Raw genomic sequence first — 23,769 nt, forward strand, 5'->3', positions numbered from 1 at the left:
GGGCTCGGAGATGTGTATAAGAGACAGGTATAGGTTGGTCCATAGTTTTCATCTTGGAACACATACTCACTATTTAAGACAAGCGCAATCGACGTGCCACCGAGTTCGAGTTTCTTATCTTCTTCAAGCATGTAGTCTTGCTCTAAGATATGCGATAGAATCATAGGTGACTTTTGATTTTTTTCTTTATACGACTTACCAGACGTATAAGCTGGGTTCAGACCTTCTGGATCGCTGACCCCATCTCCTGCTTTTCCTTTTCGTAACAACCATTTCGCGATTTGGTCAGCTTCGAGTAACTGACCTTCTTGATAATAGTATTTTTCCGGATCAAAAAACTGTGTCGAGTGACGCATTAAACCCGTTTCGATTTCATCAAGCTCAAGACGTGAACTGACACGTTTTTGTGTCATTCCACGTGCAACACTTGGACGAAACGGCAAGACCGTCCGGTAGTACGAATCCGTCGTATCAATGGCTGGACTGACAACGGCTTGGACTTCCTTACCTTGTTCACTTTCAGTAATGACTTCTTTCGTATCGCTCGTTGGCGAAAGGTCGAACGAACAAGCACCTAAAAATAACGTGCTCGATAACGTCAACGCTACTGCTGTTTTATAGTTCATCTCTATTTGCACCCCATGTTTTTAAATCGTTCTCTTTATCATAACAGAATCGTTTTCCATCGGGGAAGGACAAGTTTTTCCCTGATTTTTAAAAAAGATGATGCGCCTTAGCGTATCCGAAAGGACTTTTTCTCATGACACGTCGTAAATTCATCGGTCTGCTTTTTTTACTCGCAGGCATCGCTCTGATCGCTTGGCCCTTCATCAGTGACTATCAGCGTGAACAAGAGGCAGCCAATTTAAAAGAACAATGGACAAAAAGTCTAAAGACCGTCGATGCAAAAGAGACGAAACAACCGCTCGCAAAATCAGGTGTTGGACTGCTATCGATTCCAAGCATAGATTTCGAGCAAGTCATCTTAGAAGGCTCGACGACAGCGGTCTTAGACCGTAGTATCGGTCATATTCCAGAAACCGGATCACCCGGAAAAGGCAATTATGCGCTCGCCGGACACCGAAGTTTCACGGAAGGGCTTCATTTCAATCGCCTGCCTGACGTCAAAAAAGGCGATACCGTCGTCGTCACGACAAAAACACATCGGTATACGTACCGCATCACATCCAGTCGTCTTGTCACACCGACGACATTGTCCGTCCTCGATCAATCTGTCGCTTCCCCAACCATCACATTAATCACCTGTGATCCACCAGAAACGGCAACGAATCGTCTCATCAAACAAGGTACTTTGATTCGGAGCGAGACGATTGCTTCGTGACAAGGATGAACACGAAAAAAGGAAGGCGGAATTCCGCCTTCCTTTTTATTTGATTGTTCTCATTCATTCTTCTCACGCTTCGTGTTTAGCTAGTTCTTCTAACAGACGTGCTTCATCCCAAATTTCGATACCAAGCGATTCAGCCTTCGTCAGCTTAGAACCTGCTTTTTCCCCTGCGACGAGTACGTCTGTCTTTTTACTGACGCTTCCTGTCACATCGGCACCGAGTGCTTCGAGTCGTTTACCAGCCTCTGACCGTTTTAAGCTCTCGAGCGTCCCCGTCAAGACGATCGTTTTGCCACCGAGTGGTGCATTCGTCTGATCAACCCGTTCCCCAAGGAAACGTTGATTAACGCCGAGTTGTTCCAAATCACGAATCAATGCCTTTGCTTCCGGATGTTCGAAGTACTTCACGATTGAATCTGCGATTTTCCCACCGATGCCATCGATTGCGACAATCTCATCGTAGCTTGCAGCTGCAATTCCTGCTAACGAATCAAAACGTTCCGCTAAAAGATATGCTGCTTTTTGACCGACGAGACGGATTCCGAGACCAAACAAGAGACGCTCGACCGAGTTCTGTTTCGAAGCTTCGATCGCCGCAAGTAATTTATCAACGGACGTCTCACCCATTCGATCAAACGTCAATAATTCCTCACGATCGAGTCGATATAAATCGGCAATCGTCCGGATTGCTTCATGATCATACAATTGACGGACGACTTTTTCACCGAGACCATCGATGTTCATCGCCTGACGCGAAACGAAGTGAATGATACCTTCCATCAATTGCGCTGGACATTCCGGACTGACACAGCGGATGTCGACTTCACCTTCGAGACGGACAAGTTCCGATTGACAGGCCGGACAATGCGTTGGGAAGACGATCGGTGTCTCTTCTCCTGTCCGTTCTGCCGTGACGACTTGTACGACTGCCGGGATGACATCGCCTGCTTTTTTAATGATGACCGAGTCCTGAAGGCGGATATCTTTTTCAGCGATGAAGTCAGCGTTGTGTAGTGTCGCATACGTCACCGTCGATCCTGCGACGACGACTGGTGCAAAACGGGCGCGAGGTGTGACTTTCCCGGTCCGACCGACACTGAAATCAACGTCTTCTACCGTCGTCATGACTTCTTCCGCTGCAAACTTATAGGCTGTTGCGAAGCGGGGACTTTTTGCTGTGAAGCCGAGCTCCTCCTGATCATCGTATCGATCGACTTTCAAGACGATTCCGTCAATCTCATATGGCAGGCTCGCGCGTGCTTCCGTCCAGTGCGCGATATAGGCAAGAATCTCTTCCACCGTCTCACACGTCTGCATATGTTGATTGGTCGGTAACCCGAGTGAAGCGAGTTGGGCCATCGCTTCGCTATGTGAACGGGCCGTCAACGTATTGACGCCGACGCCATACACGAACAACGACAGATTGCGCGACGCTGTAATCGACGAATCCAGCTGACGCAGACTACCTGCGGCCGCATTACGCGGATTCGCGAACAATGTCTCTTCCCGGCTTGCCCGGTCTTCATTCAAGCGTTCGAACGATTGTTTCGGCATGTAAGCCTCACCGCGGACCTCGACCGTCTCTTCTGCCTGTAAACGCAGCGGTAACGCTTTGATCGTCCGTAGGTTCTGCGTGATGTTCTCACCGACTGTTCCATCGCCACGCGTCGCCCCACGAACGAATCGACCGTCTTCGTATTTCAGCGAAATCGCAAGTCCATCGAATTTCAGTTCGGCGACATACGTCGTCGAACGTCCGAGCGACCGCTCAATCCGAGCAACCCATTCGCGAATTTCTGTCTCATCAAAGACGTTTCCGAGCGACAGCATCGGTAAATCATGCGTCACCTTCTCGAACGCTTCGAGCGGTGCCGCGCCGACGCGTTGCGTTGGCGAATCCGGTGTGATCAGTTCTGGATGCTCTGTTTCTAACTCCGTCAGTTCACGAAGTAATTGATCGTACGTCGCATCCGGTACCGTTGGTTGATCCAGTACGTAGTATTCGTAGCTGTATCGGTTCAATGTTTGACGAATCTCATCTATACGCTGGCTTGCGTCCATCTGTGGACCTCCCGTCATACCTTTTTAATCGGTGCGAATTTCGCGAGCAATCGTTTGATTCCGACTGCTGGGAATGCGATATCGATTTCAAGATTATCCCCTTCACCACGAGTCTGGACGACTGTACCGAGTCCCCATTTCCCGTGCTCTGCCTTATCTCCGACCGACCAACCGAGCGTTTCCGCACCTGACGTCTTCATTGCTGTCGGTTTACTGATCGAGCGACCGATGACGGCCTTGCCTTGCGGGACAGGACGGTCTTCCCATGGGAGTGGCTTCGCTTTTTTACCGGTCCGCTCGATGACGACTTCCGGCAGCTCTGCTAGGAACCGTGATTCTTGGTTCGCGTTCGTCCGTCCATAAAGGGAGCGCATCCGCGCATGTGACAAGTAAAGGCGTTTCTCAGCACGTGTGATCCCGACATACGCGAGGCGACGTTCTTCTTCCATCTCGTCTTCATCTTGAAGCGAGCGGCTATGTGGGAACAATCCTTCCTCCATCCCAATCAAGAAGACGACAGGGAACTCGAGTCCTTTTGCCGAGTGAAGCGTCATCAACGTGACTTGTTCTTCCGGATCCGTCTCGTCGAGTGAATCAACATCGGCGACGAGTGTCAAATCAGTCAAGAAGGCGATGATCGTCCGGTCTTCTGGATCGGCTTTCGCCGTCTCCTTCTCAAAGTTTTGTGCAACGGTGATGAACTCGTTGATGTTCTCGAGACGACTCTGCGCTTCAAGTGTCTTATCTTCCTTCAGTACTTGGCGGTAGCCTGATTTCTCGAGCACTTCTTCGACTAGTTCCGAAAGGCTGATGAATTCTTGCATTTGGCTGAGTCCGAGAATCATCGTCCGGAAATCCGTCAGCTTCGCTGCCGTCTTTGGTGCGATACTCGACAATTCGATATCGCGAATCGCTTCCATCAATGACACACCTTGTAAGTCGGCGAAATCACGCAGCTTATCAATCGTCGTCGCACCAATCCCGCGTTTTGGTTCGTTGACGATCCGCGCGAATGACAGGTCTTCATCTGGATTCGAAATCAATCGGAGATAAGCAAGCACGTCCTTGATCTCTTTACGATCGTAGAACTTCGTGCCGCCGATCATTTTGTACGGAACGTTCGACTTAAGAAGCGTTTCCTCGATCGCACGCGATTGCGCATTCGTCCGGTACAGAATCGCGATATCGCTCAGTTTCATCCCGTAACGAAGCGAGTTCCGAATCTCCTGGACGATATAAAAGGCTTCTTCCCGCTCATTCTCTGCCGTATGGACGATCAGCTTCTCGCCTTCATCATTATCCGTCCAAAGTTTCTTGTCTTTGCGTGTCGAGTTGTTTTGGATGACATGGTTGGCCGCTTCCAAGATTCGTTTGGAAGAACGGTAGTTTTGCTCGAGTAAGATGACAGCTGCATTCGGATAGTCCTCTTCGAACGAGAGGATGTTCGCGATGTCAGCACCACGCCAGCGATAGATCGACTGATCCGAGTCCCCAACGACACAGAGATTCCGATGTCCCGATGCTAACAGGTTGACGAGATCATACTGGGCCTTGTTCGTATCTTGATACTCATCGACATGAATGTAGCGGAATTTCTTCTGATAGTAAGCAAGGACATCCGGACTCTTCTTGAACAATTCCGTCGTTTTTCCGATCAAATCATCAAAGTCGAGCGCGTTGTTCCGGCGTAAGACCGCTTCATATCCTTTATAGATTTCAGCAACTGTCTTTTCATACGGGCTCGTCACGATCGAGGCGTAGAATTCAGCACTGCGTAATTCATTTTTCTGTGACGAGATGATCGTCAGCATCGAACGTGGATCCCATTTTTTTGGATCCAAGTTTTGTTCCTTTAAGACGAGCTTGATCGCCGACTGCTGATCACTTGAATCAAGAATCGTGAAGTTGCGATCGTACCCAAGCTGATCGATGTCACGACGTAACATCCGGACACACATCGAGTGGAAGGTCGAAACCCAAATATCATTCGCGACACCACCGACCAAACGACCGATCCGGTCTCGCATTTCCCGCGCCGCTTTGTTCGTGAACGTAATCGCGAGGATGTTCCACGGTGCGACTTGTTTAGCCGCCATCAAATAAGCGACCCGGTGTGTCAGGACGCGTGTCTTCCCGGAACCGGCTCCTGCCATGATCAGCAGTGGACCTTCCGTATGCTTGACTGCTCTTGCTTGCTCAGGGTTTAGTCCACTGACGAGCTGTTCACTCAAATTAAACATATCAATAGCCTCATTTCTTATATTCCGAACTTTTGTTCCTATATTTTATCGTGTCGCTGCGACGGTCGCAAGCGCTGCTTTTAAATCCTCATAAATGACGTTCCCGACGACGATCGTATCCGCATACTGCAGCATCTCACGCGCTCGCTCTTCGGAGTCGATTCCTCCACCGTAAAACAGGCGTGCCTGTTTCAAGACATCGCGAACGGCTGCGACTCGTTCCGGTTCTCCGTAAACGCCGCTGTATTCGAGATATACGACCGGTAGACGGAAGACGCTATCCGCTAACTGCGCATAAGCGACGGTCTCATCTAATGTTAACGGTTTTGCTTGTGTCACACGCGCGACCTTCGCATCAGGATTCAGGACGATATACCCTTCCCCGACAAGATCAGCGTGCGCCAGCATATGACCGACTTGTTCTAACGCCTCGACTTGTTTTTCGACGACGTACTCTAATGTACCCGCATTCAGGACCGTCGGTGTCAGATACGTATCAAATCCCATCGTTGCGGCTTCGAGTTCAGAAATCTCGAGTGCCACTGCGACTGGATACCGGCGCAAACGCATCAAGAGATCAAGCGTCGCATCGAGTGTGATGTCATCCGTTCCACCGACAAGAATCGCATCCGTTCCGGACGTCGCAATCGCCTGCAGGCTAGCATCATCGATTGGTTTTGCTGGATCTAGTTTAAAGACATGTCGCCATTCATTAAAAGGTAATAACACGGTTCGTCCCATCCTCTCTTTCTCATTCCACATTCAGTATAAAACAAAAAACCATCTCGCGCAGGGCGAGATGGTTAGACGTGTGTCCGTCGTTTCGTCAAGAGTGACGCCAGTAACAACGCAAAGACCGCATATACCGGCACGAACGCCCACGGTTCTGCCAAAAAGAAGCCGAGTACCGGAACGTCCAGTAACGGTGAATCCGGTGAACAGAGTGCTCGCCCATTGACGAGCGCCAAAAACGGTAAGACAGGAACAGCAAAGATGTAGGCGAAGTTAATCCAAAAGGCACGTTTCATAAAAGAGCCTCCTTATCCGATGATGACGGATTCCTTCGGATAGTTGTAGTTACGTTTCGGTTGGTTCGCCTTCAAGAGAAGAACGAACGAGATGACACCGATTCGACCGATGAACATCAGCACGGACAACGTCCATTTTCCGATATCCGATAGTTGATCCGTGATGCCGAGCGATAGACCGGTCGTTCCGAACGCCGAACAGGCTTCAAAAAACAGCACGAGGAATGGGGCATCCTCGACAAGCAACAAGACGATCAATCCGACCATCGTCACACCAGTCGAGACGACGATGACGACGAAGGCTTTCCAGATGTCCGACTGACCAATCTCACGACCAAAGATTTTGATGCCGTATTCGCCTCGGATGAAGGCGATGACACTCAAGACGGCGACCGCGAACGTCGTCGTTCGAATCCCCCCACCAACGGAAGACGGTGACGCCCCGATGAACATCAAGAGCGACAGGACGAAAATCGACGCTTGTGAGAAGGAGGTGATGTCGACCGTCGTCAATCCCCCGTTTCGGGTCGTGACGGATTGGAACAAGGCGTCGACGAGCTTCTCATCGATCGGTAAACCTTTAAAGGATTGGTTCCATTCAAATAGCAGCAATGCTACCGTTCCGAACAGGACGAGAATGAAGAACGTTGACGCCGTCAATTTTGTAAATAGTGAAAAATGATACGGTTGACGAGTCGCTTGGCGTGTCGCCCGGTAGGAAATATAGCGTCTGACTTCGACGAGTACAGGAAACCCGATTGCGCCAAGCGTCAGCAACAAAATTTGCATGAACACAACGAATAAATCACCCCGAAATGGTAGTAACGATTCACCCGTGATATCAAAACCAGCATTCGTCGTCGCACTGACCGATCCGAACAGTCCTTGGAGCATCGCTTCTCCGAGTGTCGGAAAATATTTCGTGTAATATAGTCCGAGAATCAAAGCCCCGATCAATTCAATCGAGACGATGATCAAGATGACTTCGCGAATGTATTTGACGACCCCTTGCATCGTCGTCTGGTTCTGATCTCGGACGACAAGCTGGCGTTCCCGAAAGCCGATTCGTTTTCCGAGGATGACCCACATCGCGATATGAAGCGACATCAAGCCAATTCCGCTGACTTGTACTAAAATCATGATCATGAAGTAACCGAACGTCGTGAAGGTTTCTGAGACCGAGACCGTCGTCAAACCCGTGACACTGACACAACTGACCGCCATGAAGACGAGGTCCGTGAAGTCCCAGTCGTAATTTCCTTTCGTCGACCACGGCAGACCGAGCAGAATGATCCCGATGATGACAGCAACGAAGTAGATGATGACGAGTGACTGGATGGGCGTCAACTTTCGAATGAAATGTTGAATTCTTTGTTGTAACGCAAAATCCAATATGACACGCCCCCCTTCATAGAAGTAGCGGATAACATTAGTTATCCGCTACTTCTTGCTCGATAAGACCTAGGCGGGCAAGCGCCAGATCATAACCGCCCGAACCGTAGTTCAAGCAACGTTTGACACGCGAGATCGTTGCTGTTGAAGCACCGGTCGCCTTTTCGATTTTGTGATACGTATTGCCTTCACGTAATTGACGTGCGACTTCAAGACGTTGGGCGAGCGCCTGGATTTCGTTGACGGTCGCTAAGTCTTCGAACAACGTATAACAATCTTCTAATGAATCCATCTTCATGATGGCTGTAAATAACTGATCCAATTCTTTTCCACGCAATTTATCGAGTTGCATCTTGTGACTCCCTTTCCCATTCAATTGCTCTTTAATAGTTTAAAGCGCGACGTTTTAAAATTCAAGCATCATCGCAAAATCGCTGGGAAAAGGACTTTTTTCCGAAGGACTTCGTATATTCCCTGCGGCGTGATCCGCACATATGGCAAGTGAGTTGACGCTAGGAATAGCAACGTATAGACAGGATCTTCAAACGCATAACCGCGTTCGAACAAGGCTTCCCGTAGAGCGGTTTCCTGAACAATCAAATCTTCGAGTGGCAAGTCGGACGTCTGCCCCATCAAGGTCAACGGAACTTCAGCGATGACTTCTCCGTCCTCGACGAGAACGATTCCGCCGCCGAACGCTTTCATTCGATCAAACGCGACTTGCATGTCTCGTTTCGATTTACCGATCATCAAGATATCACCGCTAATCGAGTACGAACTGACGAGACCACCGACTTGTGTCGCAAAGTTTTTCAGAACGGTATTCAGTCGCCACTTCCCTTCCCGGTCGAGTAACATCAGGAAGGATTCATCACATCCTGTCGGTAGCACAGGCACACTTGTATCGTGTTCGACTTGATAGAGCTTCATGATGACGGAATTGACCATCTCAAGACCAACCGGCATGCTAAACGAAAAATCCTGTTCCGTTAAGGAAACCTGGACTTCCGAGCGTGGCATGAGCGCATAGACAGCATCAAGCGCTTCTGCCGGGTAACAGGGGATGTCGGCTTGACGGACCCATGTGCCGCGCGCAAGTACGGCGACAGGTGTCGGTGCATCTTTTGCCTCAAGGAAATTGAGATGCGCGATTCGTCCTGGTGCGATACTCCCGAGTAGATGATCGAGATTAAAATGACGCGCTGCATTGTACGACGCGATCCGGTACGCTTCTTCGACCGGGATGCCTGCCTCGAGCATCAATCGGATCGTCTCATCCATCATGCCTGCCTTATAAAAGGACGGCGTTGAACCATCTGTCGTCACTAGCACCTTATCGAACTGCGTCAACCCTGCTTCGACGAGACCTTTAAAGATATCCGGTAGATCTGGACGAATCGATGAATAACGAATTGTCGTCGTATAGCCAAGTTCAAGACGTGTCATCGCTTCTTCGACCGTCATCGCTTCGTGATCGCTCGTCACGCCATACAGCGCCATCTTCGTCAGCGTCTTCGCTGAAGCACCAGGGAAATGACCTTCGATCGGTTTTCCGAGTTTGATCGCATCCTGCATCCAATGGAGCAATTCATCGTCCCCTTGCGAGAGACGTGGCCATCCCGTCAACTCACCTGCTTGGATGACTTGTGGATGCTTGAGCCACGCTTGAATCCGGCGATTATCGATCGAGATACTGTCGGCATCAAGCTCGGTTTGTGCGTCGAGTCGTGCCCACCAGTACATCGAGGTCGGTAAGTCTGCTAGCGCCTCAACTTGAGCAAACGCTTGCTCCGTCGGCTCTAATAATAACAACATATTGTCGTTGACGAGCGTCGATGTTCCCCGCTCTGCTGCGAATTTTGCAAGACTCGCTGGATTGTAAAGTTGGAACGGATGGGCATGGGGTTCAATGTAACCGGGTACGATATATTGACCTGTCGCATCATGGTACGCATCGGCTTGTTCCGGCATCTCTGGACCGACATAGACGATCCGGTCGCCACTAATCCAGATGTTCGCCGTCCGCCATGCTTTGACACCATGATTCAGGTAAGTGGCATTCTGTATGACAAGTGTCGGTGCAAGCTTTCCGCTGATGACCGCTTGGTGTGTTCGTACTTCAGATTTCGTCCAAGGGGATCTTCCACAATTTTTTTTCACGAAAGCTCGACCTCCTTTGTTTTATTGAAAACGCTTTCTTATAGTTCTTATACTAAAATGTTGCTAAGTAAGTTTCAAGAAGTTTTGCCCCGTTCCGGATTCATTTGGTCAAAATAACACAAATTCGCCATGGAAGACAAATCTTTTCGTGCACTTCGCCAAGAAACAAAAAACCAGACGAGGCTCCTTCGAGCACGTCTGGTTCAGATATCATGATTCATGCGAGGCACGAAAGGCTTTTTGAGCAATATCAGTTCGGTAAAAGAATGGCTGATCCGTCACGTCTGGTAAGTTTGCATAGACCTGTTCGACAGCCTGCTCGATTGTCTCGGCACGGCTGACACACACGAGGACACGTCCACCAGCTGAGACAAGTTGATCGTTTCGTCCTGCCGTTCCGGCATGAAAAACGAGAAGATCATCCCCGATCTGGTCAAGTGGAATCACTTGTCCCGTTTTTGGCGCTTCCGGATATCCTTCTGCTGCGACGACGACACCGACAGCTGCTTGATCCGTCCAAACGACTTCTGGTGTCTGTCCGTCCATCAGCGGCATGATGACATCAAGCAACGGCGTCTCTAAGCGCGGGAGAATGACTTCTGTCTCCGGATCACCGAACCGAGCATTGAACTCGATGACGAACGGTCCTTGTTTCGTCAGCATCAGACCGGCATAGAGGAAGCCGGTGAACGGAATCCCTTCGCTTGCCATCTGATCGACAAGCGGCTGAATGATGCGATCAACAGCTTCTGTCGTCAACGCCGCTTCGTCCCACTGAGGTAGCGGAGAATACGCGCCCATTCCTCCTGTGTTCGGACCTAAGTCACCGTCAAACGCCCGTTTATGATCTTGCGACAATACCATTGGAATGACCGTCTCTTCGTGAACGAATGCCATCAACGAACACTCTTCTCCGATCAGGCATTCTTCGATGACGACGCGGCTTTGTTGACCGTATTCTCCGGCAAACGTATCGTGGATTGCAACAAGCGCCTGGTCCACGGTTTCTGCGACCGTGACTCCTTTTCCGGCAGCAAGTCCATCGGCTTTGATGACGATCGGTGCACCCGCTTTGCGAACATACGCCTCTGCATCTGCTGCTGAAGTAAAGACGGCGTGAGCAGCGGTCGGAATACCGGCACGCTCCATCAATTCTTTCGCGAACTGCTTACTTCCTTCGATCGCCGCCGCTTCCCGTGTTGGTCCGAAGATTTGCAGTCCCGCTGCCTGAAAGGCGTTAACGACTCCGAGAACAAGTGGTCCTTCTGGTCCGACGATCGTCCAATCGATCTGTTCGTCTTGTGCGAACGTCACGAGTTCATCGATAGCATCTTCGGCGATCGGAACACATGTGGCTTGTGTCATCCCGGCATTCCCAGGCGCAGCATACACGGTCTCGATCCGTTCATCCTGTGCCAGCTTCCAGACGAGCGCGTGTTCACGCCCTCCTTTACCAATCACCAATACCTTCATTCAAATCGCCTCCGCTTAGTGTTTGAAATGTCGAACGTTCGTAAAGACCATCGTAATGCCATGTTTGTTACACGCATCGATTGACTCTTGGTCGCGAATCGAGCCGCCTGGTTGGATAATTGCCGTAATGCCAGCTGCTGCTGCCGCTTCGACCGTATCGCCCATTGGGAAGAAGGCATCGGAAGCAAGGGACGCGCCAACTGCTTTTTCTCCGGCTTGCGTAATCGCGATGTTCGCTGAACCAACACGGTTCATCTGTCCTGCACCAACACCGACCGTCACTTCGTCCTTCGCGAGAACGATGGCATTCGACTTGACGTGTTTGACGGCGCGCCATGCGAGTTTCAAGTCCTCCCATTCCGCCGCTGTCGGTTTGCGGTCTGTCACGACACGTGCTGCTGCATCATCAAGCGTCTCATCGTCACTGTCTTGGACGAGCATGCCGCCAGCGACTGCCGTATAACGGATCGCTTGGACACGCTTGACGTCGAGTTCAAGCAGACGGATGTTCTTTTTCGCTGACAACAAGGCGAATGCTTCTTCCGTGAAGGATGGAGCGATGATGATCTCAAGGAAGATGCCGCTTAATTGTTCTGCTGTCTCTAAATCGACTTCACGGTTCAAGGCGACGATGCCACCGAAGATCGACACTGGATCGGCTGCATGAGCGCGGCGGAATGCCTCTCCGATTGTCGGACCGACAGCAACACCACATGGGTTCATGTGTTTGACGACGACAGCTGCTGCTTCGCGGAACTCGTCGAGAATTTCAAGTGCAGCGTTCGCATCTTGGATGTTGTTATACGACAACTCTTTACCGTGCAACTGTTTCGCTGAAGCGAGAGATGCTCCACGGTAAATCGGTGTTTTATAGAAGGCTGCTTCTTGGTGTGGATTTTCTCCGTAACGAAGATCCTGGACTTTTTCAAGCGTGATCGTCAACTGATCGGGGAACTTCTCACCTGTTTGCGTCAAGAAATAATCCGCGATCAACGCATCGTACGCCGCTGTATGCCGGAATGCTTTCGCCGCAAGACGTTGGCGTGTCTCAAACGTCGTACCGCCTTCACGAATCTCAGCAACGACCGTTTCGTAATCAGCTGGGTCGACGACGACCGTGACAGCTGCGTGGTTTTTCGCTGCTGAGCGCAACATGCTCGGTCCACCGATATCGATGTTCTCGATCGCATCGGCATAGGCGACGTCTTCTTGTAAGACCGTCTGTTTGAACGGATACAGATTGACGACGACGAAATCAATCGGTTGGATCTGTTGCGCAGCCATCTGCTCACGATGGGATTCAAGATCACGACGACCGAGTAATCCACCATGAACCATTGGATGGAGCGTCTTGACACGTCCATCGAGCATTTCTGGGAATTGTGTGACTTCACTGATACCAATGACCGGAAGCCCAGCTTCCTCTAATGCTTGATGTGTTCCGCCTGTCGAGACGAGCTCGATCCCTGCTTCATGAAACGATCGTCCTAATTCGACGATTCCTGTTTTATCCGACACACTAATTAACGCTCTCATACGTTTGCCTCCTCTTTCATCCACTCTTCGATGACTTGCGGATACAGTCTATGCTCGACACGCTGAATCGCTTGTTGCAATGTTTCACGCGTCATCTCTTCTGTAATCCGGACAGCTTCTTGGGCCATGATCGGTCCTGTGTCCATGCCTTCATCGACTATATGAATTGTAACACCTGTGATTTTAACTCCGCCACGAAATGCTTGTCCGATCGCATCTTTTCCCGGGAAGGCCGGAAGTAGCGACGGGTGGATGTTGACGATCCGCCCTGCGTATCGTCCGAGCAACTCTTCCCCGATCAATCGCATGTAGCCGGCGAGAATGATCCGTTCGACGCCTTTCGCTTCAAGACGGGCAATGATCTCCCGCTCAAAACTCGGTTTATCCGGATAGTCCTTCGCCCGAAAGACGAAGACGTCACATCCGCGTCGTTTCGCCCGTTCGATGACTGCTGCGTCCGGTTGATCGCAGACGATCAGTTCGATCGAGGCATGTAACGTTCCTGCCTCGATTGCTTCAAAAAGTGCTTCGACATTACTACCGCTTCCTGATGCAAAACAGGCGATCTTCATGCGTCGACTCCTTGAATCCGGACACCTTCTTGATCGGTCACCTGACCAATCACGTACGCTGTCTCATTTTCACGAGCGAGGCGTGCTGTCACTTCCGCGACATCTTCCGGTTTGACGATCAACATGAAACCGATCCCCATGTTGAAGACATTATACATATCATGTCGTGGCAAATCACCCGCTTGCTCGAGCCAGTCGAAGACTGGTAACGTCGGCCACTTTTTCGGATCGAACGATGCGCCGAGCCCTTCCGGTAAGACGCGTGGTACGTTCTCGTAGAATCCACCACCCGTAATATGGACCATCGCTTGGATCTTTTCCGTCTCAAGGGCTGCTTTGACTGCTTCGACGTAGATACGTGTTGGCATGAGGAGCGCATTTCCGAGCGTATGACCGAGCATCATGACTTCATCTTCGTAGCGGAGTCCACTGTCGGCGACGATTTTACGGACGAGTGAGAACCCGTTCGAATGGACGCCAGACGAAGCGAGACCGAGAATGACATCTCCTGCTGCGACGTTATCACCTGTGATTAATTTTTGTTTCTCGACGGCACCGACGGCGAACCCGGCGATATCATATTCGCCGTCCGCATACATCCCTGGCATTTCCGCTGTTTCGCCGCCGATTAACGTACATCCCGCCTGGACGCAACCTTCTGCGACACCTGCGACGATCCGTTCGATCTTCGCCGGAATCGCCTGACCGAGCGCGATATAATCAAGGAAATAAAGTGGTTCCGCGCCTTGGACGATGATATCGTTCACACACATCGCGACACAGTCGATCCCGATCGTATCGTGTTGTTCCAGTGCGAAAGCGAGCTTGAGTTTCGTACCGACACCATCTGTCCCACTGACAAGGATCGGTTCTTTCAACTGCAATTGGCTGAGGTCGAACATCGCACCAAAGCTACCGAGTCCCGTCAATACTTCTTTGCGCATAGAACGGGCGACGTGTTTTTTCATTCGGGTGACTGACTCATATCCTGCTGTCAGACTCACACCTGCTGCTTCGTAATGTTTGCTCATGTTCTTCCCCCATCTATCAAAGTTTAGCTTCTAACTCGAGCGAACCGAGCGGTGTCGGATACTCTCCTGTGAAGCAAGCGGTACATTGTCCTTTTAACGGTCCATCGAACGGGCGATCAATCGCATCGACCATGCCCGGTACAGTTAAGAATTCAAGGGAATCCGCACCGATTTCCTGACGGATTTCTTCCGGCATCAACCGAGCAGAGATCAGTTCTTCCTTCGATGAAGTATCAATCCCGTAATAACATGGATTCGTAATCGGTGGTGCCGTGATGCGGACGTGCACTTCCGTCGCACCCGCTTCACGTAACAAACCGACGATGCGACGACTCGTCGTTCCCCGGACGATTGAATCATCGACCATGATGACACGCTTTCCTTGTACGACGCCGCGTAGCGCGGACAACTTCATTTTGACCCCACGTTCCCGTAACTCTTGTGACGGCTGGATGAACGTCCGTCCGACATACCGGTTCTTGATCAATCCCATTTCATATGGAATACCGCTCGCTTCCGCGTAGCCGATCGCTGCCGAGATACTTGAATCCGGCACCCCGGTAACGACATCTGCTTCGACCGGTGCTTCTTCATACATCTTTTTCCCGAGTGCTTTGCGAGCCGTATGGACGTTGACGCCATCAATGATTGAATCTGGGCGCGAGAAGTAGATGTATTCCATCGAACACATTGCTCGTTCACGTGGTTCCATGTATTGACGAGACGACATGCCGTGTTCTGTGATCGTTACGAGCTCCCCTGGCTCGATATCACGAATGAACTCCGCGCCGACGATATCAAAGGCACATGTTTCTGACGCGAATACGATGCCGCCGTCTGGTGTCTTCCCAAGTGACAGTGGACGCAGTCCGTGTGGATCAACTGCTACGAATAACGTGTCTTCCGTTAAGAAAAGGAAGGCGAACGCCCCAACGAGACGCGCGAGACTGTCGGCAATCCGGTCTTCGAGTGTGTCGAGCTTACTGCGTTTGACAAGATGGGCGACGACTTCCGTATCACTCGTCGTCTGAAAGATGGCACCCTCTGCTTCTAACAGGTGCTTCAGTGAATCCGCGTTGACGAGGTTTCCGTTATGTGCGAGGGCGAGATCTCCCGTCCGCGATTTGAAATGCAGCGGTTGAGTGTTCTCAAGCGTGTTTCCTCCTGCTGTCGAATACCGGACATGTCCGATTGCATGATGTCCTTTCAGATTCGTCAGTGTCTCTTCCGAAAAGACTTCCGTTACGAGTCCTTGCCCGCGATGTGGGAAGAGGTCGTCACCGTCACTCGTGACGATGCCTGCCCCTTCTTGTCCCCGGTGTTGCAAGCTATGCAAGCCGTAATAAGCAAGTTGCGCCGCATTCGGTTGTCCGAAGATCCCGAAGACGCCACACTCCTCATTTAGTCCTTTGATGTCATATAACACGCGATTGCTCCTTCCCAGTCTCCCTGTAAGGTCGAACGGTCTGCTTCGATCCGTGTCTCTGCCGTTTCGATGACGAGAAGCTCATCGTTCGTAACGACACCGATCGCTTGAGCACCAGTCCGTTGTTCGAATGCTGTGACGTGCGTTTGTGGCACCGTAACGATGAAGCGTGATTGCGATTCGCTGAACAGGTGTAAGGTCGGTCCGTCGAACTGAACCGTCAACCCGAGGTTCGTCCCAAACGTCATCTCAGCGAGAGCGATGGCAAGACCACCTTCTGATACATCATGCATCGCATTGACTTCACCTGCTTGTACTGCCTGCTGTAACAATTGTAAGCGTGCGTGTTCGACGGCTAAATCGATCTGTGGTGCGCGACCGAATGATTTACCGAATTGCATATATTGAAGTTCACTGCCGCCAAACTCGGCTGTTGTTTCTCCTAATAGATAAATCTGGTCACCAGCTTGTTTGACGTGTTGTGTCGTGATCCATTCGGTTTGCTCGTGTAATCCAACCATTCCGACGACCGGTGTCGGGTGAACCGCTTGACCGGCTGACTCGTTGTAGAGTGAGACGTTTCCACCGATGACAGGTGTCTCAAGGACACGACATGCTTCTGCCATACCGGCTGTTGCTTGTTGCAACTGCCAGAAGCCTTCTGGTTTATCCGGATTTCCGAAGTTCAGACAATCCGTGATGGCGAGTGGTGTCGCCCCACTCGCGACGATATTACGTGCTGCTTCTGCTACCGCAATCTGTCCACCGACGTATGGATCCAAGTAGACGAAACGGCTGTTACAGTCGGTCGTCATCGCGAGCGCTTTGTTCGTGCCGCGGACACGAATGACGGCTGCGTCTGATCCTGGTGCGACGACGGTCGATGTCTGGACCATATGATCGTACTGATCGTAGACCCAGCGTTTTGAAGCGATCGTCGGCTGACGGAGTAACGCCCGCCATGTCTCAACGACATCTTCGACGACTGGAAGCGTCTCTTCCATCGCTTGGAATGCTTCATAATACGCAGGAACGCGGGATGGTTTTTCGTAGACTGGTGCTTCTTCTGCTAACGCATCAACCGGAACTTCTGCGACGATATCTCCATGATGAATCAACCGTAAGACTTTCTCTTCAATGACTTCTCCGACGTGAACGGCATGGAGTCCCCATTTGCTGACGATTGCTTCGATCTCTGCTTCGCGACCACGCTTGACGACGAGTAACATCCGCTCTTGTGATTCCGAGAGCATCATTTCGTAGGCAGTCATCCCTGTCTCTCGTTGCGGGACGTCATCGAGGTGCATCTCGATGCCCATACCGGCTTTTGAAGCCATCTCTGCTGAAGACGATGTCAGTCCGGCAGCACCCATGTCCTGCATCCCGACGAGTGCCGGATGCCCGACGATTTCAAGACACGCTTCAATCAATAGCTTCTCCATGAATGGATCGCCGACTTGAACAGCCGGACGTTTTGCTTCCGTATCCTCTCCGAGATCCTCCGAGGCAAACGTCGCACCATGGATCCCGTCGCGTCCAGTAGCTGCACCGACGTACATGACCGAGTTGCCGACACCTTTTGCCTGACCTTTTTGAATATCGGCATGGTTGATTAAACCGATACACATCGCGTTGACGAGTGGATTGCCTTCATACGAGCGATCAAATCCGATTTCGCCACCGATCGTTGGAATACCGACACAGTTGCCGTAACCGGCGATTCCGGCGACGACTTGTTCGAACAGTTGATTGACACGTGGTGTACCGAGATGACCGAAACGGAGCGAGTTCATGAGTGCGACCGGTCGTGCGCCCATCGAGAAGATGTCACGAATGATTCCGCCGACGCCTGTCGCAGCCCCTTGATACGGTTCAACAGCGGATGGGTGGTTGTGGCTTTCGATCTTAAAGACGACTGCCTGCTCATCGCCGATATCAACGACACCTGCACCTTCCCCTGGTCCTTGTAAGACACGTGGTCCAGTCGTCGGGAATTGACGGAGGACAGGTTTAGATGTCTTGTATGAACAATGCTCGGACCACATGACTGAGAACAATCCTGTTTCCGTATAGTTCGGTTGGCGTCCGAGTAAATCGACGACCATCTGGTATTCTGTATCACTCAAGCCCATCGTGGCATAGACGCGTTGCTCTTGAATCAATTCTGGTGTTGGTTCAGACTGTTGTTTTAGCATGGTGTGCCCCCTGTTTGACGAGTGAAGTAAAGAGTTTTAGTCCATCTGTTCCGCCGGTCAAGAGTTCGACCGCTCGTTCCGGGTGTGGCATCATCCCAAGAACGTTGCCGACTTTGTTCGTGATTCCGGCGATATCGCCGCGCGAGCCGTTCGGATTGTCGACATATGTGAAGGCGATTTGTCCGTTCGTTTGCAGCATCGCGTAAGTCGCATCGTCGCAGTGGTAGTTTCCTTCACCATGCGCGATCGGAATCGAGATCGTCTCGCCTGGCAGGTAATCCGATGTAAAACGTGTCTTTGTATTCTCAACCTTTAGTTCAACCGTCCGGCACATGAACTTCAAGCCGTTGTTTCGGTGCAAGACACCTGGTAAGAGTCCCGCTTCGACAAGGATCTGGAATCCGTTACATACCCCGAGGACCGTTTTCCCTTCTGCCGCAAAACGTTTGACTTCTTCCATGATCGGTGAGAAGCGCGCGATCGCGCCGCAACGAAGGTAATCTCCGTAGGAGAATCCGCCCGGTAACAGGACGCCGTCGTAGCCTTCAAGTGATGTTTCGGTATGGAAGACGTATTCAGCTTCTTCTCCGAGAGCATCCTTGACCGCATGGTACATATCTAAATCACAGTTCGATCCCGGAAAGACGATGACCGCGAACTTCATGCTGGCGTCACCTCTTCGATCGTAATCTGGTAATCTTCCATCACCGTGTTGACGAGTAGTTTTTGACACATCTCATGAATCATCGCTTCTGTCGTTTCCGTTTCAACGAGCAGTTCAATCTGTTTTCCGATTCGGACACTCTCGACACCCGTAAAACCAAGCTGTTGCAATCCGCCTTTTACAGCAACTCCTTGTGGATCTAAAATGCTTTCCCGTAATGCGATCGATACGATGACTTTTTTCATTGTGTGTTTCCTCCTAGGCGATTGAATAGTGTTTGGTAGGTCTCTGTCAGTGAACCGATGTTGCGGCGGAAGACATCTTTATCGAGATGTTCTCCAGTTGCTTGATCCCACAAACGGCATGTATCTGGTGAAATCTCATCAGCTAGTAGAATCGTTCCGTCTGCCATCTTTCCGTATTCCAGTTTAAAATCAATCAACGTGATTCCGTTTTGACGGAAGTAAGGTTGCAAGACTTCATTCACGCGAAGTGCCTTGTCCGACAACTGTTTCAACTCTTCAGAAGTCGCAATCTTCAGTAAATTGATGTGTGATGAGGTGACGAGTGGATCGCCTAACGTATCATCTTTATAGTAGAACTCAACGATTGGTGTTTCGAGTACCGTACCTTCTTCGATACCGAGCCGTTTACTCAAGCTTCCCGCGACGACGTTTCTGACGACGACTTCGAGTGGAATGATGGTGACACGACGTACGAGCTGTTCGCGCTCCGAGACACGTTCAATGAAATGTGTCGGAATGCCCGCTTGTTCGAGGATTTCAAAGAAATGACTCGTCAACCGGTTGTTCAATTCGCCTTTTCCAGCAAAGACTTCTTTTTTCTCGCCGTTGAATGCCGTGGCCTCGTCTTTATAGACGATCCGGAGCACATCCTGCTCCTGCGTCGTGTACAATCGTTTTGCTTTTCCTTCATAAAGTGGTTGCATCGCTTTCGTCCCCCATGATCCTAAGATGTAGACGGGGCAAGTGCCCCGTCTCAGGTTGATTAGTTCAAGCCACACCGTTCAAAGATTTCATCGACACGACTCGTATGATACGTCGGATCGAAACACGCATCGAGCTCTTCTTCTGTGAAAAGCTGTTGAATGTCCTGTTCTTGCCATAATAAGTCACGGAACATGATTTGTTCTTCCCACGCCTGCATCGCACGCGGTTGAACGAAATCATACGCTGCTTCACGCGACCAGCCTTTTTCGATTAAAGCGAGTAAGACATGTCCAGAGAAGATGACACCAAACGTCCGGTCCATGTTCCGCTTCATGTTGTCCGGGAAGACTGTCAAGTTCTTCACGATGTTTCCGAAACGGTTCAACATATAGTTGAGTAGTCCTGTCGCATCCGGAAGAATGATACGTTCGGCCGAAGAATGCGAGATATCCCGTTCGTGCCAAAGTGAGACGTTCTCGTACGCCGTCACCATGTGTCCACGGATGACTCGGGCAAGACCTGTCATGTTCTCTGAACCGATTGGATTCCGCTTGTGCGGCATCGCCGATGATCCTTTTTGACCTTTAGCGAAGAATTCTTCGACTTCACGTGTTTCCGTCTTTTGCAGACCCCGGATTTCCGTTGCCATCTTTTCGATCGATGTCGCGATCAAAGCAAGCGTCGACATATAGTGTGCATGACGATCACGTTGTAACGTTTGCGTGGAGACCGGAGCTGGTTTTGTTCCTAACTTTTCGCAGACATACTTTTCAATGAACGGATCGATGTTCGCGAATGTTCCGACGGCACCTGACATCTTGCCATATTCGACCGTCTCACGTGCTGCTTCGAAACGGACTTTGTTTCGTTTCATCTCTTCATACCAAAGCGCTAGTTTCAGACCGAACGTCGTCGGTTCTGCATGTACGCCATGTGTGCGTCCCATCATGACCGTATATTTATGTTCGTTCGCTTTGACTTTTAAGATGTCGATGAACCGATCGAGATCTGCAGCAAGAATGTCGTTTGCTTGCTTCAACAGATACGAGAGTGCTGTATCGACGACGTCCGTTGACGTGAGTCCGTAATGGACCCACTTGCGTTCTTCTCCAAGTGTTTCAGAGACAGCGCGCGTAAAAGCGATGACATCATGACGTGTCTCTTGCTCGATTTCAAGGATGCGGTTGACATCAAATGAGGCATTGTCCCAAAGCAACTGGACGTCCTCTTTCGGGATGACCCCTAGTTCACTCCATGCTTCACACGCAAGGATCTCGACTTTTAACCAAGCCTCGAATTTGTTTTGTTCGGTCCAGATCGCTTTCATCTCAGGACGTGTATACCGTTCGATCATTGAACTGTCTCCTTCCATATCGACAGGCGTTCGACTTCTGCCAAAGCATCGTCGACGGTATCCGCAAGAATGTTCAAATGTCCCATCTTGCGACCTGTCTTGGCTTCTGCTTTTCCATATAAGTGAACTTTCGTCCGAGCGTTTAGTCTCGGTAGTTCCTCGTATAATGCTGTGACATGCTGACCCAGGATGTTCGCCATGACGACCGGTGTCGTCAGACGGGTATCACCGAGTGGGAGACCACTGATGGCACGGATATGTTGCTCGAATTGGGATGTTTCGCAAGCATCAATCGAATAGTGACCCGAATTGTGTGGTCGGGGTGCTAGTTCATTGACGATTAGTCGAGAACCAACGACAAACAACTCGATGGCCAGTGTACCGATCAGCCCGACGGCATCCGCGATCGATTCAGCGAGCGCAATTGCTTCTTGTTCGAGCGATTCAGAAATGCGTGCCGGTACAATCGATAGATGCAAAATGTTCTCTTGGTGAATGTTCTCACTGACTGGGAAGACACGTGTTTCTGTTGCGCTTCGAGTGACGATGACGGAAATTTCCTGATCAAACGGTAACCACTGCTCCGCAACATACTCTGTCGGTTCGAATCGTTCGATTGCCGCTTGGAACTGTTCTTCCGTCCGGATGACGGTCTGTCCTTTTCCGTCATAGCCGAATCGTGCTGTCTTCAAGACGAACGGTAACCCGAGTCGCTGTTTTGCTTCCTCTAAGTCAGAAGGATGCGTCACCGGATGGTACGGAGCGACAGAGTGTCCAATGCGTTCAATCATCTCTTTTTCCCGTACCCGATGTTGCGTTTGAAAAAGGAGATCCGTTCCATGAATCAGTTTCGTCCCGATTGCTTCAGCGACTTCCGTTGAGATGTTCTCAAATTCGTAGGTGACGACATCTGATTCAGCTGCGAGCTGTTTGGCTGCCTCGACATCCGTGAAGGGAGCTTGGATATGTTGATCCGCCACTTGCGCACATGGTGCGTTGTCTGTTGGGTCGAGTGTCAAAATCTCAAAGCCCATCTCACGCGCCGACAGAGCCATCATTCGACCAAGTTGACCGCCGCCTAATATCCCGATTCGTTTCATAGCAGGTTCCCTCCAGATGCAATGACGTCTCCTTCTAGTTCGACTCGCATATGATCGAGCTTGCGGGCAAGTCGTTCATCTTGAATCGAAAGAATTTGAGCAGCTAGCAATCCGGCGTTTTTTGCGCCTGCTTCTCCGATGGCAACCGTTGCGACCGGTACACCACCTGGCATTTGAACGATCGAGAGCAAGGAATCAATTCCTTGGAGCGCTCTACTTTTCACAGGAACACCGACGACGGGTAATGTCGTTTTAGCGGCTACCATGCCCGGTAGATGAGCAGCACCGCCTGCACCGGCAATGATGACCTTCAGTCCTCGTTCACGTGCTGATTCAGCATAACGAAACATTAGATCCGGTGTCCGGTGTGCGGAAACGACTTTCTTTTCGTAAGGAATCTCAAGTTGCTCCAACACATCACATGTATGTTTCATCGTTTCCCAATCCGATTGACTTCCCATGATGACGCCGACTTCTGCATTTCCCATCGCTGTTTCCTCCTTTGTGCATAAAAAAAGCCCAAACCACGGCTAAAAGGGTGGCTTAGGGTATAAAAAGGTACGCCAAAGAAATATCGACGAACATCCATATACCCCATAGTCCAACGATTTAGGGTCGTTGGGTAGAAACTTGCAAGCCATATCCCTGCTATTATACGAGGTGTTTATATTCAATCATCCTGTCACGACTTCATCTTAACAAGTCCATCCCAAGGCGTCAACCAAAGGCGAACAATTTAATTGTCTGAAAATTTATCGTTCGGTTTTAAAAGTAGTTTTTCTGATTTCATCTAGTGTCCATTCGGAGTTTATTTTCTTGAAAGGCATCACATGGAATCAAGCACTAAAAAAAGCACCCTCCACATGATTCGGAGGATGCTCTAGGCAGTTATTCGTTCTCTTTCACTTTGCAATCGAAGACGATTTGCTGACGAATTGGATACGGTTCGCCATTAGCGTCTAATCCAAAGATCGGTTCTTCTCGTCGGACCGTCGGGCGGTATCCCATGGCATCGATACGATCCAAACAGGCACCAATCGTCTCGTTCTCTTCGACGGCTACGCGTAGTTTCGTTTTTTTCGCCATATCCCTGTTCAGTCCCTTCATTAAAATGGATACATGTCTTTCTACAAAAAGACACAAAAAAGCGGCGGCCCTTGAGCGTATGCTCCAGAACCACCGTTTGCCTGGCAACGTCCTATCCTCACAGGGGGAAGCCCCCAACTACTTTCGGCGTTC

Annotated in this window: 22 protein-coding genes and 1 riboswitch; of the genes, 1 reads left to right on the plus strand and 21 read right to left on the minus strand. The window is 50.5% G+C overall.

Annotated features, from left to right (window positions below; all coding sequences use genetic code 11):
* Window positions 1-626 (minus strand): CamS family sex pheromone protein (locus tag F8N00_RS05175; protein WP_421017873.1); only part of this gene is annotated, 626 nt, incomplete at its 3' end.
* A gap of 134 nt (window positions 627-760) precedes the next feature.
* Between F8N00_RS05175 and F8N00_RS05180 the strand changes: the two genes are divergently transcribed.
* Complete coding sequence (locus tag F8N00_RS05180; protein ID WP_023467085.1) at window positions 761-1,342, plus strand: class D sortase; 582 nt, start codon at window positions 761-763, stop codon at window positions 1,340-1,342.
* 72 nt (window positions 1,343-1,414) lie between these two features.
* On the opposite strand, the gene ligA is transcribed toward F8N00_RS05180, so the two are convergent.
* From ligA to F8N00_RS05280, 20 genes are all read right to left on the minus strand, one after another.
* On the minus strand, window positions 1,415-3,409 hold the full coding sequence (gene ligA / locus F8N00_RS05185; RefSeq protein ID WP_035398953.1) for an NAD-dependent DNA ligase LigA: 1,995 nt from the start codon (window positions 3,407-3,409) through the stop codon (window positions 1,415-1,417).
* 14 nt (window positions 3,410-3,423) lie between these two features.
* Window positions 3,424-5,649 carry a DNA helicase PcrA gene (gene pcrA / locus F8N00_RS05190; RefSeq protein WP_421017874.1) on the minus strand — a complete coding sequence of 742 codons (2,226 nt, stop codon included), beginning with the start codon at window positions 5,647-5,649 and terminating at the stop codon, window positions 3,424-3,426.
* Window positions 5,650-5,694: 45 nt separating this feature from the next.
* A complete protein-coding gene (locus tag F8N00_RS05195; protein WP_023467081.1) occupies window positions 5,695-6,390 on the minus strand; it encodes a heptaprenylglyceryl phosphate synthase in 696 nt (231 codons plus the stop codon).
* Window positions 6,391-6,452: 62 nt separating this feature from the next.
* Complete coding sequence (locus tag F8N00_RS05200; RefSeq protein WP_035398958.1) at window positions 6,453-6,677, minus strand: hypothetical protein; 225 nt, start codon at window positions 6,675-6,677, stop codon at window positions 6,453-6,455.
* Between the two features lie 12 nt (window positions 6,678-6,689).
* The gene (locus F8N00_RS05205; RefSeq protein WP_035398960.1) at window positions 6,690-8,069 is read right to left on the minus strand and encodes a TrkH family potassium uptake protein; all 1,380 of its coding nucleotides are present in this window, start codon (window positions 8,067-8,069) and stop codon (window positions 6,690-6,692) included.
* Window positions 8,070-8,106: 37 nt separating this feature from the next.
* Entirely contained in the window at window positions 8,107-8,421 is a 315-nt protein-coding gene (locus F8N00_RS05210) for a YerC/YecD family TrpR-related protein (RefSeq protein WP_023467078.1), read from the minus strand.
* A 68-nt stretch (window positions 8,422-8,489) separates the two neighbouring features.
* Window positions 8,490-10,229 (minus strand): adenine deaminase C-terminal domain-containing protein, encoded by a 1,740-nt coding sequence (locus tag F8N00_RS05215; protein WP_023467077.1) that lies wholly within the window; start codon window positions 10,227-10,229, stop codon window positions 8,490-8,492.
* A gap of 210 nt (window positions 10,230-10,439) precedes the next feature.
* Entirely contained in the window at window positions 10,440-11,702 is a 1,263-nt protein-coding gene (gene purD, locus F8N00_RS05220; RefSeq protein ID WP_410756395.1) for a phosphoribosylamine--glycine ligase, read from the minus strand.
* A gap of 15 nt (window positions 11,703-11,717) precedes the next feature.
* Complete coding sequence (gene purH / locus F8N00_RS05225; RefSeq protein WP_421017875.1) at window positions 11,718-13,238, minus strand: bifunctional phosphoribosylaminoimidazolecarboxamide formyltransferase/IMP cyclohydrolase; 1,521 nt, start codon at window positions 13,236-13,238, stop codon at window positions 11,718-11,720.
* A complete protein-coding gene (gene purN, locus F8N00_RS05230; RefSeq protein ID WP_023467073.1) occupies window positions 13,235-13,810 on the minus strand; it encodes a phosphoribosylglycinamide formyltransferase in 576 nt (191 codons plus the stop codon). The genes purH and purN overlap by 4 nt, the downstream gene beginning before the upstream one ends.
* Complete coding sequence (gene purM / locus F8N00_RS05235; protein ID WP_023467072.1) at window positions 13,807-14,841, minus strand: phosphoribosylformylglycinamidine cyclo-ligase; 1,035 nt, start codon at window positions 14,839-14,841, stop codon at window positions 13,807-13,809. Before purM ends, purN begins: the two co-directional genes overlap by 4 nt.
* A 16-nt stretch (window positions 14,842-14,857) precedes the next feature.
* Entirely contained in the window at window positions 14,858-16,267 is a 1,410-nt protein-coding gene (purF, locus tag F8N00_RS05240) for an amidophosphoribosyltransferase (RefSeq protein WP_035398966.1), read from the minus strand.
* Window positions 16,243-18,462: a phosphoribosylformylglycinamidine synthase subunit PurL gene (gene purL / locus F8N00_RS05245; RefSeq protein WP_421017876.1), complete on the minus strand. Its 2,220-nt coding sequence runs from the start codon at window positions 18,460-18,462 to the stop codon at window positions 16,243-16,245. The genes purF and purL overlap by 25 nt, the downstream gene beginning before the upstream one ends.
* Entirely contained in the window at window positions 18,443-19,126 is a 684-nt protein-coding gene (purQ, locus tag F8N00_RS05250) for a phosphoribosylformylglycinamidine synthase subunit PurQ (protein ID WP_421017877.1), read from the minus strand. The genes purL and purQ overlap by 20 nt, the downstream gene beginning before the upstream one ends.
* Entirely contained in the window at window positions 19,123-19,371 is a 249-nt protein-coding gene (gene purS / locus F8N00_RS05255) for a phosphoribosylformylglycinamidine synthase subunit PurS (protein WP_023467069.1), read from the minus strand. The genes purQ and purS overlap by 4 nt, the downstream gene beginning before the upstream one ends.
* Entirely contained in the window at window positions 19,368-20,075 is a 708-nt protein-coding gene (gene purC / locus F8N00_RS05260) for a phosphoribosylaminoimidazolesuccinocarboxamide synthase (RefSeq protein WP_023467068.1), read from the minus strand. The genes purS and purC overlap by 4 nt, the downstream gene beginning before the upstream one ends.
* 59 nt (window positions 20,076-20,134) lie before the next feature.
* Entirely contained in the window at window positions 20,135-21,430 is a 1,296-nt protein-coding gene (gene purB, locus F8N00_RS05265) for an adenylosuccinate lyase (protein WP_035398969.1), read from the minus strand.
* Window positions 21,427-22,530 (minus strand): 5-(carboxyamino)imidazole ribonucleotide synthase, encoded by a 1,104-nt coding sequence (gene purK / locus F8N00_RS05270; RefSeq protein ID WP_421017878.1) that lies wholly within the window; start codon window positions 22,528-22,530, stop codon window positions 21,427-21,429. Before purK ends, purB begins: the two co-directional genes overlap by 4 nt.
* Window positions 22,527-23,018, minus strand: a complete 492-nt coding sequence (gene purE / locus F8N00_RS05275) for a 5-(carboxyamino)imidazole ribonucleotide mutase (protein ID WP_050678980.1) — start codon at window positions 23,016-23,018, stop codon at window positions 22,527-22,529. Before purE ends, purK begins: the two co-directional genes overlap by 4 nt.
* 89 nt (window positions 23,019-23,107) lie before the next feature.
* Window positions 23,108-23,209: riboswitch (purine riboswitch) on the minus strand.
* A gap of 209 nt (window positions 23,210-23,418) precedes the next feature.
* The gene (locus tag F8N00_RS05280) at window positions 23,419-23,616 is read right to left on the minus strand and encodes an NETI motif-containing protein (RefSeq protein ID WP_023467064.1); all 198 of its coding nucleotides are present in this window, start codon (window positions 23,614-23,616) and stop codon (window positions 23,419-23,421) included.
* Between the last annotated feature and the right edge of the window lie 153 nt (window positions 23,617-23,769).

Source organism: Exiguobacterium sp. A1_3_1 (assembly GCF_048985645.1).
In the GTDB taxonomy this organism is placed as follows: domain Bacteria; phylum Bacillota; class Bacilli; order Exiguobacteriales; family Exiguobacteriaceae; genus Exiguobacterium_A; species Exiguobacterium_A indicum.

Coding starts and splice junctions, on each gene's coding strand:
- F8N00_RS05180 (WP_023467085.1), top strand. CDS start 761: ATGACACGTCGTAAATTCATCGGTCTGCTTTTTTTACTCGCAGGCATC.
- ligA (WP_035398953.1), bottom strand. CDS start 3,409: ATGGACGCAAGCCAGCGTATAGATGAGATTCGTCAAACATTGAACCGA.
- pcrA (WP_421017874.1), bottom strand. CDS start 5,649: ATGTTTAATTTGAGTGAACAGCTCGTCAGTGGACTAAACCCTGAGCAA.
- F8N00_RS05195 (WP_023467081.1), bottom strand. CDS start 6,390: ATGGGACGAACCGTGTTATTACCTTTTAATGAATGGCGACATGTCTTT.
- F8N00_RS05200 (WP_035398958.1), bottom strand. CDS start 6,677: ATGAAACGTGCCTTTTGGATTAACTTCGCCTACATCTTTGCTGTTCCT.
- F8N00_RS05210 (WP_023467078.1), bottom strand. CDS start 8,421: ATGCAACTCGATAAATTGCGTGGAAAAGAATTGGATCAGTTATTTACA.
- purD (WP_410756395.1), bottom strand. CDS start 11,702: ATGAAGGTATTGGTGATTGGTAAAGGAGGGCGTGAACACGCGCTCGTC.
- purH (WP_421017875.1), bottom strand. CDS start 13,238: ATGAGAGCGTTAATTAGTGTGTCGGATAAAACAGGAATCGTCGAATTA.
- purN (WP_023467073.1), bottom strand. CDS start 13,810: ATGAAGATCGCCTGTTTTGCATCAGGAAGCGGTAGTAATGTCGAAGCA.
- purM (WP_023467072.1), bottom strand. CDS start 14,841: ATGAGCAAACATTACGAAGCAGCAGGTGTGAGTCTGACAGCAGGATAT.
- purL (WP_421017876.1), bottom strand. CDS start 18,462: ATGCTAAAACAACAGTCTGAACCAACACCAGAATTGATTCAAGAGCAA.
- purQ (WP_421017877.1), bottom strand. CDS start 19,126: ATGAAGTTCGCGGTCATCGTCTTTCCGGGATCGAACTGTGATTTAGAT.
- purS (WP_023467069.1), bottom strand. CDS start 19,371: ATGAAAAAAGTCATCGTATCGATCGCATTACGGGAAAGCATTTTAGAT.
- purC (WP_023467068.1), bottom strand. CDS start 20,075: ATGCAACCACTTTATGAAGGAAAAGCAAAACGATTGTACACGACGCAG.
- purB (WP_035398969.1), bottom strand. CDS start 21,430: ATGATCGAACGGTATACACGTCCTGAGATGAAAGCGATCTGGACCGAA.
- purK (WP_421017878.1), bottom strand. CDS start 22,530: ATGAAACGAATCGGGATATTAGGCGGCGGTCAACTTGGTCGAATGATG.
- purE (WP_050678980.1), bottom strand. CDS start 23,018: ATGGGAAATGCAGAAGTCGGCGTCATCATGGGAAGTCAATCGGATTGG.
- F8N00_RS05280 (WP_023467064.1), bottom strand. CDS start 23,616: ATGGCGAAAAAAACGAAACTACGCGTAGCCGTCGAAGAGAACGAGACG.